Annotated in this window: 13 protein-coding genes; 7 read left to right on the top strand and 6 right to left on the bottom strand. The window is 70.8% G+C overall.

From position 1 onward, the window contains the following. Window positions 1–34 precede the first annotated feature (34 nt). Together KZ820_RS17000 and KZ820_RS17005 are read left to right on the top strand one after the other, a co-directional pair. Entirely contained in the window at window positions 35–580 is a 546-nt protein-coding gene (locus tag KZ820_RS17000; RefSeq protein ID WP_219749868.1) for a peroxiredoxin, read from the top strand. 164 nt (window positions 581–744) lie between these two features. Next, entirely contained in the window at window positions 745–1,779 is a 1,035-nt protein-coding gene (locus KZ820_RS17005; protein WP_219749870.1) for a GGDEF domain-containing protein, read from the top strand. Window positions 1,780–1,996: 217 nt separating this feature from the next. On the opposite strand, the gene KZ820_RS17010 is transcribed toward KZ820_RS17005, so the two are convergent. Then, window positions 1,997–3,214, bottom strand: a complete 1,218-nt coding sequence (locus KZ820_RS17010; RefSeq protein WP_219749872.1) for an argininosuccinate synthase — start codon at window positions 3,212–3,214, stop codon at window positions 1,997–1,999. Between the two features lie 117 nt (window positions 3,215–3,331). Between KZ820_RS17010 and KZ820_RS17015 the strand changes: the two genes are divergently transcribed. Then, window positions 3,332–3,766, top strand: coding sequence for an EF-hand domain-containing protein (locus KZ820_RS17015; protein ID WP_219749874.1), 435 nt, complete (start codon window positions 3,332–3,334; stop codon window positions 3,764–3,766). Between the two features lie 112 nt (window positions 3,767–3,878). Here the strand turns inward: KZ820_RS17015 and KZ820_RS17020 are convergent, their stop codons facing one another. Then, window positions 3,879–5,105, bottom strand: a complete 1,227-nt coding sequence (locus KZ820_RS17020; protein WP_219749876.1) for an SAM-dependent methyltransferase — start codon at window positions 5,103–5,105, stop codon at window positions 3,879–3,881. A gap of 97 nt (window positions 5,106–5,202) precedes the next feature. Between KZ820_RS17020 and thrC the strand changes: the two genes are divergently transcribed. The 3 genes from thrC (at window position 5,203) to KZ820_RS17035 (ending at window position 8,592) form a co-directional block, all read left to right on the top strand. Continuing rightward, the gene (gene thrC, locus KZ820_RS17025; RefSeq protein ID WP_219749878.1) at window positions 5,203–6,600 is read left to right on the top strand and encodes a threonine synthase; all 1,398 of its coding nucleotides are present in this window, start codon (window positions 5,203–5,205) and stop codon (window positions 6,598–6,600) included. 5 nt (window positions 6,601–6,605) lie between these two features. Beyond that, complete coding sequence (locus KZ820_RS17030) at window positions 6,606–7,475, top strand: class I SAM-dependent methyltransferase (RefSeq protein ID WP_219749880.1); 870 nt, start codon at window positions 6,606–6,608, stop codon at window positions 7,473–7,475. A 691-nt stretch (window positions 7,476–8,166) separates the two neighbouring features. Beyond that, window positions 8,167–8,592, top strand: coding sequence for a DUF1810 domain-containing protein (locus KZ820_RS17035; RefSeq protein WP_219749882.1), 426 nt, complete (start codon window positions 8,167–8,169; stop codon window positions 8,590–8,592). 7 nt (window positions 8,593–8,599) lie between these two features. On the opposite strand, the gene KZ820_RS17040 is transcribed toward KZ820_RS17035, so the two are convergent. The 4 genes from KZ820_RS17040 to KZ820_RS17055 form a co-directional block, all read right to left on the bottom strand. Continuing rightward, on the bottom strand, window positions 8,600–9,997 hold the full coding sequence (locus tag KZ820_RS17040; RefSeq protein ID WP_219749884.1) for an efflux transporter outer membrane subunit: 1,398 nt from the start codon (window positions 9,995–9,997) through the stop codon (window positions 8,600–8,602). A gap of 26 nt (window positions 9,998–10,023) precedes the next feature. Beyond that, window positions 10,024–13,206, bottom strand: a complete 3,183-nt coding sequence (locus KZ820_RS17045) for an efflux RND transporter permease subunit (protein ID WP_219749886.1) — start codon at window positions 13,204–13,206, stop codon at window positions 10,024–10,026. Window positions 13,207–13,285: 79 nt separating this feature from the next. Next, window positions 13,286–14,542 (bottom strand): efflux RND transporter periplasmic adaptor subunit, encoded by a 1,257-nt coding sequence (locus tag KZ820_RS17050; RefSeq protein ID WP_219749888.1) that lies wholly within the window; start codon window positions 14,540–14,542, stop codon window positions 13,286–13,288. Window positions 14,543–14,969: 427 nt separating this feature from the next. Then, a complete protein-coding gene (locus KZ820_RS17055) occupies window positions 14,970–15,497 on the bottom strand; it encodes a sterol desaturase family protein (protein ID WP_219749890.1) in 528 nt (175 codons plus the stop codon). Between the two features lie 50 nt (window positions 15,498–15,547). Here KZ820_RS17055 and KZ820_RS17060 point away from each other — a divergent pair, with 50 nt between their 5' ends. Continuing rightward, a complete protein-coding gene (locus tag KZ820_RS17060) occupies window positions 15,548–17,155 on the top strand; it encodes a lysine--tRNA ligase (RefSeq protein ID WP_219749892.1) in 1,608 nt (535 codons plus the stop codon). Window position 17,156 lies beyond the last annotated feature (1 nt).

The raw sequence follows: 17,156 nt of genomic DNA on the forward strand, positions 1-17,156 counted from the left end.
CAGGATATGCCTCATCCTGCTGGAGCCGACCGCCATGCGCCGCGCCGTTCTCACCGCCGTCACCGCCGCTCTCACCGCCGCCTTCGCCGTGCCGGCCGCGGCGACGCTCAAGCCCGGCGCCGCGGCGCCCGATTTCTCCACCCGCGGCGCGATCGCGGGCAAGGTGGTGCCGATCAGCCTGCGCGAGCAGCTCCGCCGCGGTCCGGTGGTGCTGTATTTCTTCCCCGCCGCCTTCACCTCGGGCTGCAACGCCGAGGCGCGCGCCTTCGCCGAGAAGGTCGACGCCTTCCGCGCCGCGGGCGCGACCGTGATCGGCATGTCCGCCGACAACGTCGAGGACCTGCAGCGTTTCTCGTCGAGCGAGTGCGCGGGCAAGTTCGCGGTTGCCAGCGCCGGCCCCAAGGTGGTGGCGGGCTATGACGTCGCGCTCGGCCGCGCGGTAAAGGGCAAGAGCGTCACCAGTCGCACCAGCTACGTCATTGGCCGCGACGGCAAGGTCGTCTTCGTCCACGACGACATGAACCCCGCCGAGCATGTCGCGCTGACGCTCGCCGCGGTGCAGAAGCTCAAGCAGGGCTGATCGCGCCGGACTCGGCGCGGTCAACGCCGAGTCACCATATCTTAGCGAGTCGGGCGCTAGCGTCCCGATCCGGCGGGTCGCGATGGGTGGCGCGCCGTCGGCGCGTGGGGGCGTGCCGGTCAGGGCGAGGCGCGGCTCGACAGGAGCCGATCGGGGGCGAGCGGGTGGCGAGCAGGGCGGTCGACGGGCGGCAGGCGACGGCGGGCGACCGGCTGTTCACCCGCGTCGGCGCGTTCCTGTCGGCGCACCGGCTCAGCCCCGAACCGGCGCATTATGCCTTCGCTTATGCCGTGATCGCGCAGCCCGACGGGCTGATCGCGCGCCGCGTCGCCGAGCTGACCGACGGCGGCGTGCGGCTGACCGCGCGCGACATCGAGCAGCTCGGCGGCACGGCGCTGGGCGGGGCGCCCGCGGCGCTCGCCGACGATGCCGAGATGACCGCCGACGCCGCCACGCAGGAGGCGATGATCGAGCGCGTGCTCCATCAGCTCGACGGTTTCGGCGACACGGTGCGGATCGCGCACGCCGAGGCCAACGACTTCGGCCGCGATCTGGCGCGATCGGCGGCCGAGATGCGCGACGTCGGCGCCGGCGCCGGGGTGGAGGAGATCAGCCGGCTCACCGCGGCGATGATCGAGCGCGTCCAGCACGCCGAAGCCAAGCTGGAGAGCACGCGCCGCGAGACCGAGGAGCTGCGCGCCGCCTTGGACGAGGCACGCGGCTCGGCGCGCACCGATCCGTTGACCGAACTGCCGAATCGTCGCGCCTTCGACGAGGCCTTCGCCGCGCTCGCGCCGGGGGCGCTTGTGATCGTCGCGATGTGCGACATCGATCATTTCAAGCGGATCAACGACAGCTTCGGCCATCCCGTGGGCGATCGCGTGATCCGCACCGTCGCGCGAACGCTGGCGGACGAGGGCGGCTGCCTGGTGGCGCGCTACGGCGGCGAGGAGTTCGCGATGCTGTTCGAGGGCGTGACCCCCGACGAGGCGGCGGCGCGCATCGATCGGGTGCGCGCGCATATCGGCGAACGCCGGCTGCGCGTGCGCGAGACCGGCGAACCGATCGGCACCGTCTCCTTCTCGGCGGGCGTGACGGCGGGGGCGGCGAGCGAAGGCCGCGCCGCGCTGGTGGCGCGCGCCGACGCCGCGCTCTACCGGGCGAAGGAGCAGGGACGCGCGCGGACGATCGTGGCGTAGCGGGGGGGGCAGCCTCGTCATCTCGACGCTGCCGACCTCTCGCTGTTCTGAGGTGGTGGTCGCCAGCCTCTGTTCACGCTCTTGATCGCTCGGGCGCAAACCGGAACGCCCCTCACCTGCCGTCATCCCGAAACAAGTCCGGGATGACGGATGAGTGGAGTGGCGGGAGCGAGGAAGAGGGAGGAACGCGCTTACCGCGTCCGCCCCTCCCGCATCGTCACCGATCGCGCCGACCGAGCAGGCGCAGGCGCAGCGCGTTGAGCTTGATGAAGCCCGCCGCGTCGCGCTGGTCATAGGCGCCCTGGTCGTCCTCGAAGGTCACCACCTTCTCCGAGTAGAGCGAGTGCGGCGACTTGCGCCCGGTCACCACCGCCTGGCCCTTGTACAGCTTGAGCCGCACCGTGCCGGTCACCTTGGCCTGCGAGTGATCGACCGCGGCCTGGAGCATCTCGCGCTCGGGCGAGAACCAGAAGCCGTTGTACACCAGCTCGGCGTAGCGCGGCGCCAGCTCGTCCTTGAGGTGCGCGGCGCCGCGGTCGAGCGTGATCTGCTCGATGCCACGGTGCGCCAGCGCGTAGATCGTGCCGCCCGGCGTCTCGTACATGCCGCGGCTCTTCATGCCGACGAAGCGATTCTCGACCAGGTCGAGCCGGCCGATGCCGTGCTTGCGCCCGAGCTCGTTGAGCTTGGCCAGCAGCGTCGCGGGCGAGCACGCCTCGCCGTTGACCGCGACACCGTCGCCGCGCTCGAAGTCGATCGTGATCGTCTCGGGGGTGTCGGGCGCGTCCTCGGGATTGACCGTGCGCGAGTAGACGTAATCGGGCACCTCGTCCCACGGATCCTCCAGCACCTTCCCCTCGGACGAGGTGTGGAGCAAATTGGCGTCGGTGGAAAAGGGTGCCTCGCCGCGCTTGTCCTTGCTCACCGGGATCTGGTGCGCCTCGGCGAACTCGATCAGCCTGGAGCGGCTGGTGAGATCCCACTCGCGCCACGGCGCGATCACCTTGATGTCGGGGTTGAGCGCGTAATAGCCGAGCTCGAAGCGGACCTGGTCGTTGCCCTTGCCGGTGGCGCCGTGGCTCACCGCGTCGGCGCCGACCTGCGCCGCGATCTCGATCTGGCGCTTGGCGATGAGCGGCCGCGCGATCGAGGTGCCGAGCAGGTAGAGCCCCTCGTACAGCGCGTTGGCGCGCATCATCGGGAAGACGTAGTCGCGCACGAACTCCTCGCGCAGGTCGTCGATGAAGATGTGCTCGCGCTTGATCCCCATCAGCTCGGCCTTGGCGCGCGCGGGCTCGAGCTCCTCACCCTGGCCCAGATCGGCGGTGAAGGTCACCACCTCGCACTGATATTCGGTCTGGAGCCATTTCAGGATCACGCTGGTGTCGAGTCCTCCGGAATAAGCGAGGACGACACGCTTGATCTGGTCGGTCATGGGGCAGGCTCCTTTCGCGCGCGGGCGCTACGCGAGCGCGCCGCGAGAGGCAACTGCAGTGGCGCCGCGCGCGACCGTTCACCGCGCGTACAAGCGCCCGCCGCCAAGCCGCCGCGCATGCTGAGGACGCACACCACGCTCGCCGCCGCGCTCGTCGCGCTGCTCGCCACGCCGGCGCTGACGGTCGCCGCCATGGGGCAGGAGACTCGCGCCACCGCCACCGCCAAGCTCGACTCCGAGTTCGCCGCGTCGGACACGAACAAGGACGGCTATCTCTCGCTCGCCGAGCTGGAAGGGCGGGTGGCCAAGATGAAGATCCGCGGCAAGACGCTCGACGCGGTCCATGCCAAGCGAGTCGCGGCGCTGGTGATGGCGCGCGGCGATCTCGACAAGGACGGGCGGCTGAGCCGCGCGGAGTCGGACCAGCTGATGGGTGCGGTCTTCTCGGCCTATGACCTCAACCATGACGGGAAGGTGGACGCCGCCGAGGCCGCGCGCGCCCGCGCCATGGCGGACGGTGTGGCCAAGGGCGGGGCGGCGCCGAAGAAGTGACGCCGTCCGGTGCTCCTGCGGACGCAGGAGCCCGGAATGACGGGAGGTTTCGCTTGCGGTGCTGGGCCCTCGCTTACGCGGGAGCACGACCGATAGGGCCTCGTGACCGTTCCTACGCGCCCCGCAGCCGCCGCTCCTCCTCGATCATGTAGTCGCGCGTCAGCGGCAGGCCGAACCGATCGCGGCTGAATTGGATCTGGTAGTTCACCAGCGGCCCGTTGGTGAACGAGACGATCGCGCCCGCCAGATAGAAGGTCCACATGCGGAAGAAGCGCTCGTCGTACAGCGCGACGATCGCGTCGCGCTCGGCGACGGTGCGCTCGTACCAGGCGCGCAGCGTCATGGCATAATGCATCCGCAGCACCTCGACGTCGGTGACGAACCAGCGGATGAACTCGTTGGCCTCCAGCACCTCGGATAGCGCGGGGATATAGCCGCCGGGGAAGATGTACTTGTCGGTGAACTTGTCGGTGAAGTTAGGCCCGTCGGCGCGCCCGATCGTGTGGAGCAGCATGACGCCGTCCGGAGTCAGCAGGTCGCGACACTTGCTGAGATAGGTGCGGAAGTTGCGCACGCCGACATGTTCGAACATGCCGACCGAGACGATGCGGTCGAACGGCCCCTCCAGCGCGCGATAGTCGATCAGCTCGAACTTCACCTTGTCGGCGACGCCCGCTTCCTCGGCGCGGCGGCGCGCGACCTTGAGCTGCTCCTCGGAGAGCGTGATGCCCAGCACCTCGGCGCCGGTCTTGGCGTGGATGTAGAGCGCCATGCCGCCCCAGCCGCAGCCGATGTCGAGCACGCGCATGCCCGGCTTGAGCGCCAGCTTGGCGACGATATGCGCCTTCTTGTCGGCCTGCGCCTGCTCGAGCGAGTTGGTCGGATCGGTGTAATAGGCGCAGCTGTACTGTTTGTCGGCGTCGAGGAAGAGGTCGTACAGCCGATCCGACAGATCGTAGTGATGCGCGACGTTGCGCTTCGACGCCTTGGCCTGATTGCCGGTGAGGCGATGGCGGATCTGGCCCTTGACCGTGCGCCAGCGGTTGGCGGCGAGCCGGTTGACGCCATTCTCCCAGCGGCTGTTCGCGGTGGCGAGCAGCAGCAGGTCGAGGATATCGCCCTGCTCGACGATCAGCTTGCCGTCCATGAACGACTCGCCCGCGCCGAGTGCGGGGTCGGCAACGAGCGCGCGATACACCGAACGGTCGGTGATGCGGATCGCGACGGGCTTGAGCGCGGGATCGTCGCTGCCGAAGGTGGCGGTGCTGCCGTCGGGCTTGGTGAGGGTGAGGCGCCCGCGCTTGATCGCGCGGCTGAGGAAGACGTCGATGAGTGCCATCCGACCTCTGCTAATAAGGTTGCATCGCGCAATCCATAGCCTCGGTGAGTCGGCGAGCGTTGCGCACGCGCGCGCCGCGCTCTAGGCGACCTTTCCCATGCGCTACGTCAGCACTCGCGGCACCGCCCCCACGCTCGACTTCGCGGGCGCGACGCTCGCCGGCCTCGCCGCCGACGGCGGGCTCTACGTTCCCGAGAGCTGGCCGACGCTCTCCGATGAGCAGATCGCCGCGCTGGCGGGCAAGAGCTACGCCGAGACCGCGGCGACGGTGATGGCGCCCTTCGTCGCGGGATCGCTGAGCGAGGACGAGCTGCGCGCGCTGTGCGACACCGCTTACGGCCGGTTCGCGCATGACGCGGTGACCCCGCTCGTCCAGCTCGACCATGACCAGTGGCTGCTCGAGCTGTTCCACGGGCCGACGCTGGCCTTCAAGGACGTCGCGCTCCAGCTGCTGGGACTGCTGTTCGAGCGCTTCCTCACCGGCACGACCGAGCATCTGACGATCATCGGCGCCACCAGCGGCGACACCGGCTCGGCCGCGATCGACGCGGTGGCGGGGCGCGCGGGCATCGACATCTTCATGCTCCACCCCGAGGGGCGCGTGAGCGAGGTGCAGCGCCGGCAGATGACCACGGTGGGCGCGCCCAACGTCCACAATATCGCGATCCGCGGCGACTTCGACACCGCCCAGGCGCTGGTGAAGGCGATGTTCAACGACGCCGCCTTCGCCGGGCGTTTCCGCCTCTCCGCGGTGAACTCGATCAACTGGGCGCGGCTGATGGCGCAGGTGGTCTATTACTTCTACGCCGCGGTGCGGCTCGGCGCACCCGCACGCGCGGTGGCGTTCAGCGTGCCGACCGGCAATTTCGGCGACGTCTTCGCCGGCTATGTCGCGGCGCGCATGGGGCTGCCGGTGGCGAAGCTGGTGGTCGCCACCAACGTCAACGATATCCTCGCGCGCGCGCTCACCACCGGCGATTATTCCAGCCGCGAGGTGGTGCCGACCGCGACGCCATCGATGGACATCCAGGTCTCGAGCAATTTCGAGCGGCTGCTGTACGATCTCGGCGGGCGCGACGGCGGCGCCCTGGCGACGCAGATGCGCGGCTTCGAGGCGGAGCGCGCGATGCGGCTGAGCAACGCGCAGCGCGAGGGCGCGGCCGGGCTGTTCGTCGGTGAGCGAGTCGACCCGGACGGCATGGCGCTGGCGATGCGCCACGCCTGCGAGCGTGCCGGGCAGGTGATCGACCCCCACACCGCGATCGCGCTGGCGGCGGCGCGGCGTCACCTCGCGCCCGACGTGCCGATGATGACGCTCGCCACCGCGCACCCTGCCAAGTTCGGCGACGCGGTCGAGCGCGCCACCGGGGTGCGCCCGTCGCTGCCGGCGCGCGTCGGCGACCTGTTCGAGCGCGAGGAGCGCTGCGTCACGCTCGACGCCACCTATGCCGCGGTGAGCGCGCACGTCGCGGCGCACGCCGTCCCGCGCGGCTGAGGGGCATGGACCTCGTCACGCTCACCGGGGAGCCCTGGGCCGATTACGGGCTGATCGATTCGGGCAACGGGCGCAAGCTCGAGCGCTACGGCCGCTTCCGCTTCATCCGCCCCGAGCCGCAGGCGCTCTGGGCGCCGGCGCGCGACGACTGGCGCGCGCACGGCGCCTTCGTGCCGGGCAGCGACGAGGAGGGCGGGGGACGCTGGGATTTCAGCGAGCCGGTGCCGCGCGAGGGTTGGCCGCTGACGTGGGACAAGGTGCGCTTCACCGCGCAGACCACGCCGTTCCGCCACCTCGGCTTCTTCCCCGACATGGCGCCGGTGTGGGCGTGGATGCGCGTGCGGCTCGCCGGAACGGGCTCGCCCGAGTGCCTCAACCTGTTCGGCTATACCGGCGTGGGCACGCTGGCGCTGGCGAGCGAGGGCGCGCGGATGGTGCACGTCGACGCCTCGAAGAAGTCGGTCGAGGCGGCGCGCGGCAATGCGCTGCTCTCGGGGCTGAGCGACGCGCCGGTGCGCTGGATCATCGACGACGCCGCCAAGTTCGTCGCGCGCGAGGTGCGGCGAGGGCGGCGCTATGACGGTATCCTGCTCGACCCGCCCAAATACGGCCGCGGGCCGACCGGCGAGGTGTGGCGGCTGGAGGAGGACCTGCCCGGCCTGATCGCCGACTGCCGCCGGCTGCTCGACGCCGAGTCGCGTTACCTGTTCCTCACCGTCTATGCCGTGCGCATGTCGGCGCTGGCGATCGGCGAGATGCTGCGCCAGGCCTTCGCCGACCTGCCCGGCACGATCGAGGCGGGCGAGCTGGCGGTGCGCGAGGAAGCGCGCGGGCTGGCGCTGCCGACCGCGATCTGGGCGCGGTGGTCACGGTAGGGTCAAAGCTCGGCGCAGGAGCGACCCCGCTGAGCGGACCGGCGACGGCCACCCGCCTGCGCCCGCATGCCACGAGCGCCGTGCGCCATCTCGACTGACGGGCGCGACACCTCCCCCGTCATCCCCGCGGGGGCGGGAATCCAGACGCGCTGACGGCGCGGCTCCACCACCGGCGCTGTGCGTCTGGAGTCCCGCCCTCGCGGGAATGACGGAAAGGGGGCGCGTTCAAAGAACAAGTCCCACCGGACGCTGCCAACCTTTGGCCAATCCCGCCGGATCACGCAGGCGGAATCCGCCATCCCACTGACCGCCTCATCAGAAAGCCGCCTATTTCCGCCGTTTTCTCGACTTGGCACGCCTCCTGCAAAGTGGCTGGCATCGACCGGATGTCCCGGCCGAGCCCCACCAGGGAGACCCACCATGACCGCTCGTTTCGCCGATCTCGCCCGCCCGCTCGCCACCGTCGTCGCCGCGTTCACCGTCGCCGCGTTGATGGTCGGCGCCGCCGTCCCCGTCCTGCCGATCGCCTGAGCGGAGCCGTGACGATGACCCGCCTGCCCTCGCTGCCGCACGCGCTGCTGCTCACCGCCGCCAGCTTCGCCACCACCGCGCTGCTGATCTACGTCGACGTCGCGAGTGCCGTGATCGCCTGATCACGGCACCGCGTCGTGCGGCACGCGTTGCCCGCGGCATGGACCGCAACGCCGACCCGACACTCGATCGCTTCGTCGCCGCGCAGGCGACCAGCTATGCCACCGCGCTCGCCGAGCTCCGCACCGGCGCCAAGTGCAGCCACTGGATGTGGTACATCTTCCCGCAGATCGCCGGCCTCGGCCACAGCGACATGGCGCGGCGCTACGCCATCCGTGACCTCGCTGAAGCGCGCGCCTATCTCGCGCACCCGTTGCTCGGGGCACGCTACGCCGAGAGCGCCGCGGCGCTGCTGGCGCACCGTGGCCACGACGCCGCCGCGATCATGGGCGGGATCGACGCGATCAAACTGCGCTCGTCGCTGACGCTGTTCGACCGGGCTGGTGCACCGGACGCGGTGCGCGAGACGCTCGACGCCTTCTTCGACTCACCCGATCCCGCGACGCTGCGGCTGCTCGAGCGCTGACCTCACGTCACGCCGCGCTCCAGCGCCCGCCGAGCGCGCGGAACAGGTCGACCTGCGCGTCCGCCACCAGCTGGTCCTGCAAAGCCAACGCGGCCTGGGCGTCGGCGAGCGTGCGCTCGGCGTCGAGCTGCGACAGGCTGTCGATCTGCCCCTCGCGGCGTTGCGCGCGCGTGATCCGCGCGGCGCGATCGGCCTGGCCGAGCGCCTGCTGGAGCGCGGCGCGGCGCTCGAGCGAGCGCGCGTAATTGGACAGCGCGGTCTCGGTCTCGCCCAGCGCGGTCAGCACCGTCCCGTCGAAGGTGGCGAGCGCGGCGCGCGTGTCGGCCTCGGCGCCGGCGACGCGCGCGCGCGCCTTGCCCGGGTTGACCGCCCAGTTGAGCAACGGCCCGAGCAGGAAGTTGAGCGGCCCCGCGCCGAAGAGGTTACCGAAGCCGGTGCTGGTCTGCCCGACCGAGCCGCCTAAAGTGATGCGCGGGTAGAGGTCGGCGGTGGCCACCCCGATCCGCGCGGTGGCGGCGGCGAGGCGGCGCTCGGCGGCACGCACGTCGGGGCGGCGCGCGAGCAGGGCCGCGCCGTCGCCGACCGGGATGGCCTGCTCGATCCGCAGCGCGGTGGCGCGCTCGCCCGCCACCGGAGGGAGTTCCTGCGGGGTGCGCCCGGTCAGCGTCGCCAGCCGGAACAAAGCCGCCTGGCGCTCGGCAACGAGCGAGGGGATGTCGGCGCGGCGCTGGTCCCGCAGCGCGGCGATCCGCGCGGTGTCGAGCGGGGTGGTCAGCCCCGCCTCGGTGCGGCGCTCGGTGGTGCCGACCTGGCGGTCGAGCAAGGCGACGATCCGCTCCGCCACCGCGATCCGCGCCGCCGCGGCGGCGGCGTCGGCATAAGCGCGCGTGGTGTCCGCCACCACCGCGACCCGCACCGCGTCGGCGTCGGCGGCGGCCGCGGCGACGTCGCCGCGCGCCGCCTCGACCCCGCGCGAGACTCGGCCGAACAGGTCGACCTCGTAGGAGACGTCGAGCCCGCCGTCGATCAGCCAGGTCTCACCGCTCACCCCGGGCGGGCGCTGCGCCTGCGAGAAGCGGTTGTAGGTCCCGCTGGCACCGAGCGTCGCCTGCGGGGTGCGATCGTTGCGTACCTCGCGGAGCGACGCGCGCGCGCGCTCGAGCCGCGCGGTGGCGACGCGCACGTCGGTGTTGGCGGCGAGCGCCGACTCGACCAGCCCGTTGAGCACGGGATCGTCGTACAGCCGCCACCAGTGATCGTCGGGCGCGGCGGCGAGCGTCGGCCCGCCGGTGCCGAGGAAGGGAGCGGCCGCGCTCGCCGCGGTGGCGGGGGCGCGATAGTCGGGGCCGGCGGCGCAGGCGGCGAGCGCCAGCGTGGCGGTGGCGGCGAGCCAATGCTTGATCATCGTCTCTCTCGTTTCCGTAGCAGGAGTCACTCGGCGGGCTGGAGCGCGGCGTCGTCGTCGCGGCGCGCAAGCCGGCGCCGGGCGAGCCGCGCGCCGAGCGCGCGACACACCACGTAGAAGGTCGGCGTGAAGATCAGCCCGAAGCCGGTCACCCCGATCATCCCGAAGAACACCGCGGTGCCCAGCGCCTGGCGCAGCTCGGCGCCCGCGCCGGTCGCGATCAGCAGCGGCACGGTGCCGAGGATGAAGGCGAAGCTGGTCATCAGGATCGGCCGCAGTCGCACCTGTGCCGCCTGCACAGCGGCCTCGACCGGGCTGACACCGTCGCGCTCCTCCGCCTGCTTGGCGAACTCGACCACCAGGATGGCGTTCTTGGCGGCGAGCGCGATCAGCACGACCAGCCCGATCTGCGTCAGCACGTTATTGTCCATGCCGCGCAGGTTAACCCCCGTCATCGCGGCGAGCAGGCACATTGGCACGATCAGCACGATCGAGAGCGGCAGCAGCAGGCTCTCATATTGCGCCGCGAGCACCAGGAAGACGAACACGACCGCCAACGCGAAGACGATCCCGGCGGTGTTGCCCGCCGCCTTCTGCTGGAAGGCGATGCCGGTCCACTCGGCGCCATAGCCCGAGGGCAGCGTGTCGTGCGCCAGCTTCTCCATCGTCACCAGCGAGCGGCCCGAGGAGTAACCCGGCGCGGTGTCGCCGTCGACCTCGACCGCGGGATAGAGGTTGTAGCGCGTGACGCGGTACGGGCCGGTACGGTCCTGGAAGGTCGCGACCGAGCCGATCGGCACCATCGCGCCCGAGGCCGAGCGGGTCTTGAGGTTGGCGATGTCCGCCGGGGTCGAGCGGAACGGCGCGTCGGCTTGGGCGGTGACACGGTAGGTGCGGCCGATCAGGTTGAAGTCGTTCACGAAGGCGCTGCCGAGATAGACCTGGAGCGCCTCGAACACACGCGCCGGGGGCACGCCGAGCAGGTCCGACTTGGCGCGGTCGACGTCGGCGAAGATGCGCGGCGTGGCGGTGTTGAAGAAGGTGTAGACCTGCGCCAGCCCCTCGGTCTGGTTGGCGGCGCCGATCAGCTTGCCCGCCTCCGCGCCGAGCGCCTGATAGCCCGCGCCCTGGCGATCCTGCACCATCAGGCGATAGCCGCCGGCCGAGCCGATGCCCTGGATCAACGGCGGGGGCACGACGAGGATCCGCGCCTCGTCGATGTCGCCGGTGACCTCGCGCGTCTTCTGCATGATGCCCGCGAAGGTGACGCCGAGCTTCTCGCGCTCGGCGAAGGACTGGAGCGGCACGTACGCCGCGGCGGTGTTGGGCGCGAGCGTCTGCGACGGGCCGTCGAAGCCCGCGAGCATGACGACGCCCTTCACCCCCGCGAGCGGCAGGATGCGCTTGGCGACCTTCTGCACCACCGCGTCGGTGCGCTCGACCGAGGCGCCCGCGGGCAGCTGCACCACGGTGAGGAAATAGCCCTGGTCCTGCGCGGGGATGAAGCCGGTCGGCGTCGCCCAGAACAGCGCCACGGTCGCGGCGATGAGGCCGGCATAGACCGCCATCATCCGCTTCGGCGCACGCACCAGCTTGGCGGTGAGATTGGCATAGCCCAGGCTCAGCCGCTCGAACGCGCGGTTGAACGAGTCACCGGCCGAGCGCAGCGCGCGGGTGACGCGGTTGCCCGAGCCGTGCGCCTCGTGCGGGCGCAGCAGCAGTGCGGCGAGCGCGGGCGAGAGCGTCAGCGACACCACCAGCGAGATCACCGTCGCGGTGGCGATCGTCACCGCGAACTGCTGGTAGAAGGCGCCCGAGAGGCCGGTGAGGAACAAGGTCGGCACGAACACCGCGCACAGCACCAGCACGATCGCGACCAGCGCGCCCGACACCTCGTCCATCGACACCTTGGCCGCCTCGAGCGGGGAGAGCCCCTGCTCGAGGTTGCGCTCGACATTCTCGACCACGACGATCGCGTCGTCGACGACGATGCCGATCGCCAGCACCAGCCCGAACAGCGAGAGCGTGTTGAGCGAGTAGCCGACCGCGGCGAGCACCGCGAAGGTGCCGACCAGCGAGACCGGGATGGCGACGATCGGGATGATCGCGGCGCGCCACTTCTGGAGGAACACCAGGATGACGAGCACGACGAGCACCATCGCCTCGAACAAGGTGTGGATCACCGCGTCGACCGACTGGGCGATGAACTCGGTGGGGTTGTAGATGACGCGATACTCCAGGCCCTTGGGAAAGGACTTGGACATCGCCTCCATCTCGGCGGTCACCTTCTCGGCGGCGGCGAGCGCGTTCGAGCCGGGGCGCTGGAACACCGCCGCGATCACGGTCGGCTGGCCGGAGAGATAGGTGTTCGAATTATAGTCCTGCGCGCCGAGCTCGACGCGCGCGACGTCGCGCACGCGTACCTGGCGACCGCTGCCGTCGGTGCGGATCACCACGTCGGCGAACTGGTTGGGGTCGACCAGCCGGCCCTGGGTCTCGACGTTGAGTTGGAAGGCGTTGCCGTTGCCATAGGGCGGCTGGCCGAGCGAGCCCGCCGCGACCTGGACGTTCTGCGCGCGCAGCGCCGCGACGATGTCGCCCGCGGTGAGGTCGAGCGCGGCGGCGCGGCCGGGATCGATCCACACGCGCATCGCATAGTCGCGGCTGCCGAACAGGCGGACGTCGCCGACGCCGTCGATGCGCGCGAGGCGGTCGCGCACCTGGGTCAGCGCGTAGTTGGAGATGTAACCGCGATCGAGCGACTTGTCGGGCGAGATCAGGTTGACGACCATGAGGAAGTCGGGGCTGGTCTTGCGAGTCACGACGCCGAGCCGCTGCACCTCCTCGGGCAGCCGCGGCACCGCGACGGCGACGCGGTTCTGGACGAGCACCTGCGCGGCGTCGAGGTCGGTGCCGATCTTGAAGGTGACGGTGATCGTCAGATTGCCGTCGCCGGTCGACTGGCTCGACTGGTACAGCATGTTGTCGACGCCGTTGATCTCCTGCTCGATCGGCGCGGCGACGGTCTCCGCCACGGTCTCGGCCGAGGCGCCGGGGTAATTGGCGGTGACGGTCACCGTCGGCGGCACGATGTCGGGGTATTGCGCGACGGGGAGACCCGAATAGGCGATCGCGCCGACGATGGTGATGATCACCGCGATGACGCCCGCGAAGATCGGGCGGGTGATGAAGAAGCGCGAGAGGCGCATGGCAGGCTCCCCGGGTACGAGGATGGATAGGGGCCGCTGGGAAGCGACGGATCGGGGGACGGCGCCGACGCCGCCGTGGTCAGGAGGTGAAGGTGGCCTCGCCGGTGATCGGCGCCGCGCCCGGCGGGGCGTCGCCGCCGCTCGCCGGCGCGATCGTGCCCGAGCGGACCTGCACCTTGGTGCCCGGCATCGCCATCTGGGTGCCGCTGATCACGACTCGGTCGCTGGGCGAGATCCCGCTGCGCACGATCCGCAGGCCGGCGAGCACCGGGCCGAGCGTCACCGGCTTGGCGGTCACGGTGCCGTCGGCGCCAACGGTCAGCAGCGTCTTGCGCGCCTGGTCGGTCTGCACCGCGGCGTCGGGGACGAGCAGCGCGCGCGTCGTCGCGCCCGAGGCGAGCCGCATGTTGCCGAACATGCCCGGCGTCAGGAACTGGTCCGGGTTGCGCAGCACCGCGCGACTGCGGATCGTTCCCGAGCGCGAGTCGAGCCCGTTGTCGGTGAAGTCGAGCCGGCCGTGCCAGCGATAGTCACCCTCGTCCTGCAGCCGCACGTCGACCTCGGGCGCGGAGACGCCCGCGGCGCGCGCGCGCTTGTTCTTGAGGAACAGCGCCTCCGAGCCGTCGAAGGCGAAATAGATCGGGTCGAGCGCGTTGATCGTGGTGAGCAGCGTGCCGCTGGTGTCGCCGCCGGCGACCAGGTTGCCGGGGTCGATGCGCCGGTCCGAGACGCGGCCCGCGATCGGCGCGCGCACCTGGGTGAACTCCATGTCGAGCGCGCGCGCGCGGACCCGCGCCTCGGCGGCGGCGAGCTGCGCCCCGGCGGCGCGGACGCGCGCGGTGAGCTGATCGAGCTCGCCCTTGGAGACCGCGTCCTCGGCGACGAGCCGGCCGGCGCGGTCGAGGTTGGCGCGCGCGAGCAGCAGGTCGCTGCGCGCGGTCGCGACACCCGCCTGCGCCTCGGCGAGCGCGGCGGCGAAGGGACGCTGATCGATGGTGAAGAGCAGCTGCCCGGCGCGGACGGTGGCGCCGTCGGTGAAATGCACCGCGCTGATCGCGCCCGAGACGCGCGGGCGCACCTCGACCGAGCGGCTCGGCTCGAAGCGGCCGACGTAATCGTCCCACTCGGCGACGGTGCGCTGGAGCGGCGGCGCGACGGTGACGGTGGGGGCCGGCGGCGCGGCGACCGCGGGCTGTTCGCGGTGGAGCAAGGTGGCGGCGCCGATCACCGCGACGAGCGGGAGGCCGATCCAGGCGGCGCGACGGGCGGCGCTGGCGCGCGGCGCGGGCGCGGCCTCGACCGAGTCGGCGGGGTCGATGGCGGTATGCATGTTCATGCGCGCGTCTCCTCGACGGCGTGAGGACGGTTCAGGCAGGCGCGATCGGCCATGAAGACGTATCCTGTGCGATGGGCGGCCGACCGCGCTCCGACGCGCGGGATACGCAGCGCGTCGGGCGAGGGCGGACGTGTCCGGTCACGCGGGCACGTGCCCGGCGAGCGGAGAGGGAAAGATCGTTACGCGACGCCGCCCCCGAATCAGGGCGCGGCACACTCGAGGATGGAAAGAGGATCCATAACGGCTCCGTCGATCGCACGGGGGCACGCGGCCACCGTCGTTTCGATACCGTCTGGTATAGAAAGCGACCTGACGTGGGTCAACCGGCTTTTTTGTACCGCGCGGTAGTTTTCTTTGTCGAGACCTGTTGTGCGGCTTGTGAGTGCGATCGTTTGCGACCGATGCGCGTCGCGCCGGCCGGTCCGCCTCAGCGTTCGGCCGGGTCGGACACCAGCTCGGCACCGGTCGAGCGCCGCACCCCGGCGCGGCCGCGGCGCTTGAGCTCGGCCTTGAGCGACTCGGGGCGGGGCGCGACGAGGAAGCCGAAGCTGACCGTCCCATGCTTGGTCTCGACCACGTGGTGCAGCCGGTGCGCCTGAATGATGCGCTTCATGTAAGCCGACTTGGGCAGGTATCGCGTCGGCAGCCTTTTGTGCACGATCACGTCGTGAAAGCCGAAGTAGATCGCGCCATAGGCCGCGATCCCCGCGCCGATCCAGGTGAAGCCCGGCCACCAGCCGAGCTGCACCCCGCCCAGGATCATCACGAACGACGGCACCGCGAAGATCGCGGCGTAGAGGTCGTTGAGCTCCCAGTTGCCGGGGCGCGCGCGATGGTGGCTGGCATGCAGGAACCATCCCGGCCCGTGCATCACCCAGCGGTGCATCACATAGGCGAAGCCTTCCATCAGCGCGACGGTGACGAGGAACAAGAGAAGGGCGGCCCACCAGGACATGCGCGACGATATAGCCATGGCACGCGCGTCTCGCTACGTCGCAGCGCACCATGACCGACGATCTTCGCCCAGACGCGCTCGCGTCCGCCGCCCTCGAGTCCAAGGCCTGGCCGTTTGAGGAGGCGCGCAAGCTGCTCAAGCGCTGGCCCGACGGCAAGCCAGGCGGCGACCCGATCCTGTTCGAGACCGGCTATGGCCCCTCGGGGCTGCCGCATATCGGCACGTTCAACGAGGTGCTGCGCACGACGATGGTGCGCAACGCCTTCCACGCGCTGTCCGACCAGAAGACGCGGCTGATCGCGTTCAGCGACGACATGGACGGGCTGCGCAAGGTGCCCGACAACGTGCCCAACGGCGCGATGCTGGCCGAGCATCTCGGCAAGCCGCTGACGCGCATTCCCGACCCGTTCGGCAAGTTCGACAGCTTCGCCGCGCACAACAACGCGATGCTGCGGCAGTTCCTCGACCGGTTCGGGTTCGAGTACGAGTTCGTGTCGTCGACCGACTATTACACCGGCGGGCGCTTCGACGAGGCGCTCAAGGGCGTACTGCGCCACTACCAGGGCATCATGGACGTGATGCTGCCGACGCTCCGTGCCGAGCGCCGCGCCACCTATTCGCCCGTGCTGCCGGTCAGCCCCACCACCGGCGTGGTGCTGCAGGTGCCGGTCGAGGTGATCGACGCCGCGGCAGGGACGATCGCCTTCACCGACGCGAGCGGCGAGCGGATCGTCCAGTCGGCGCTGGGCGGCCAGGCCAAGCTGCAATGGAAGGTCGACTGGGCGATGCGCTGGGTCGCGCTCGGCGTCGACTACGAGATGGCGGGCAAGGACCTGATCGACTCGGTGGTGCAATCGTCCAAGATCGCGCGCGTGCTGGGCGGCCGCCCGCCCGAGGGCTTCAACTACGAGATGTTCCTCGACGAGAAGGGCGAGAAGATCTCCAAGTCGAAGGGCAATGGGCTCAGCCTCGACCAGTGGCTCACCTACGGGCCGGAGGAGAGCCTCGCCTTCTTCGCCTATCGCGAGCCCAAGAAGGCCAAGGCGCTGCACTTCGGCGTGATCCCGCGCGCGGTCGACGATTACTGGCAGTTCCGCGGCAACTACCCCACGCAGCCGATCGCGCAGCGGCTCGGCAACCCGGTGCATCATATCCACGACGGGAAGGTGCCCGAGGAGACGCTTCCGATCACCTTCGGGCTGCTGCTCAACCTCGTCGGCGTGATGGGGGGCGACGCGACGCGCGAGCAGGTGTGGGGCTATCTCGCCAACTACGTGCCCGACGCCTCGCCCGCGACCTATCCCGCGCTCGACCGGCTGATCGGCCATGCTTTGGCCTATGCGCGCGACTTCGTGGCGCCGACGCTCCACCGCCGCGCGCCCGTCGGGGTCGAGGTGCCCGCGCTTCAGCGGCTCGACGCCGCGCTCGCCGCGCTGCCGGCGGCGGCAAGCGCCGAGGACATACAGAACATCGTCTATGAGATCGGCAAGGCCTCGTTCGGCGAGGCGGGCGGCTTCGCCGAGCTGCGTGACTGGTTCAAGGCGCTGTACGAGACGCTGCTCGGGACCAGCCAGGGGCCGCGGATGGGCAGCTTCATCGCCCTGTACGGCGTGGAGAACAGCCGCCGGCTGATCGCCGAGGCACTGGCGCTGGGGTAAG

Source organism: Sphingomonas citri, from assembly GCF_019429485.1.
In the GTDB taxonomy this organism is placed as follows: domain Bacteria; phylum Pseudomonadota; class Alphaproteobacteria; order Sphingomonadales; family Sphingomonadaceae; genus Sphingomonas; species Sphingomonas citri.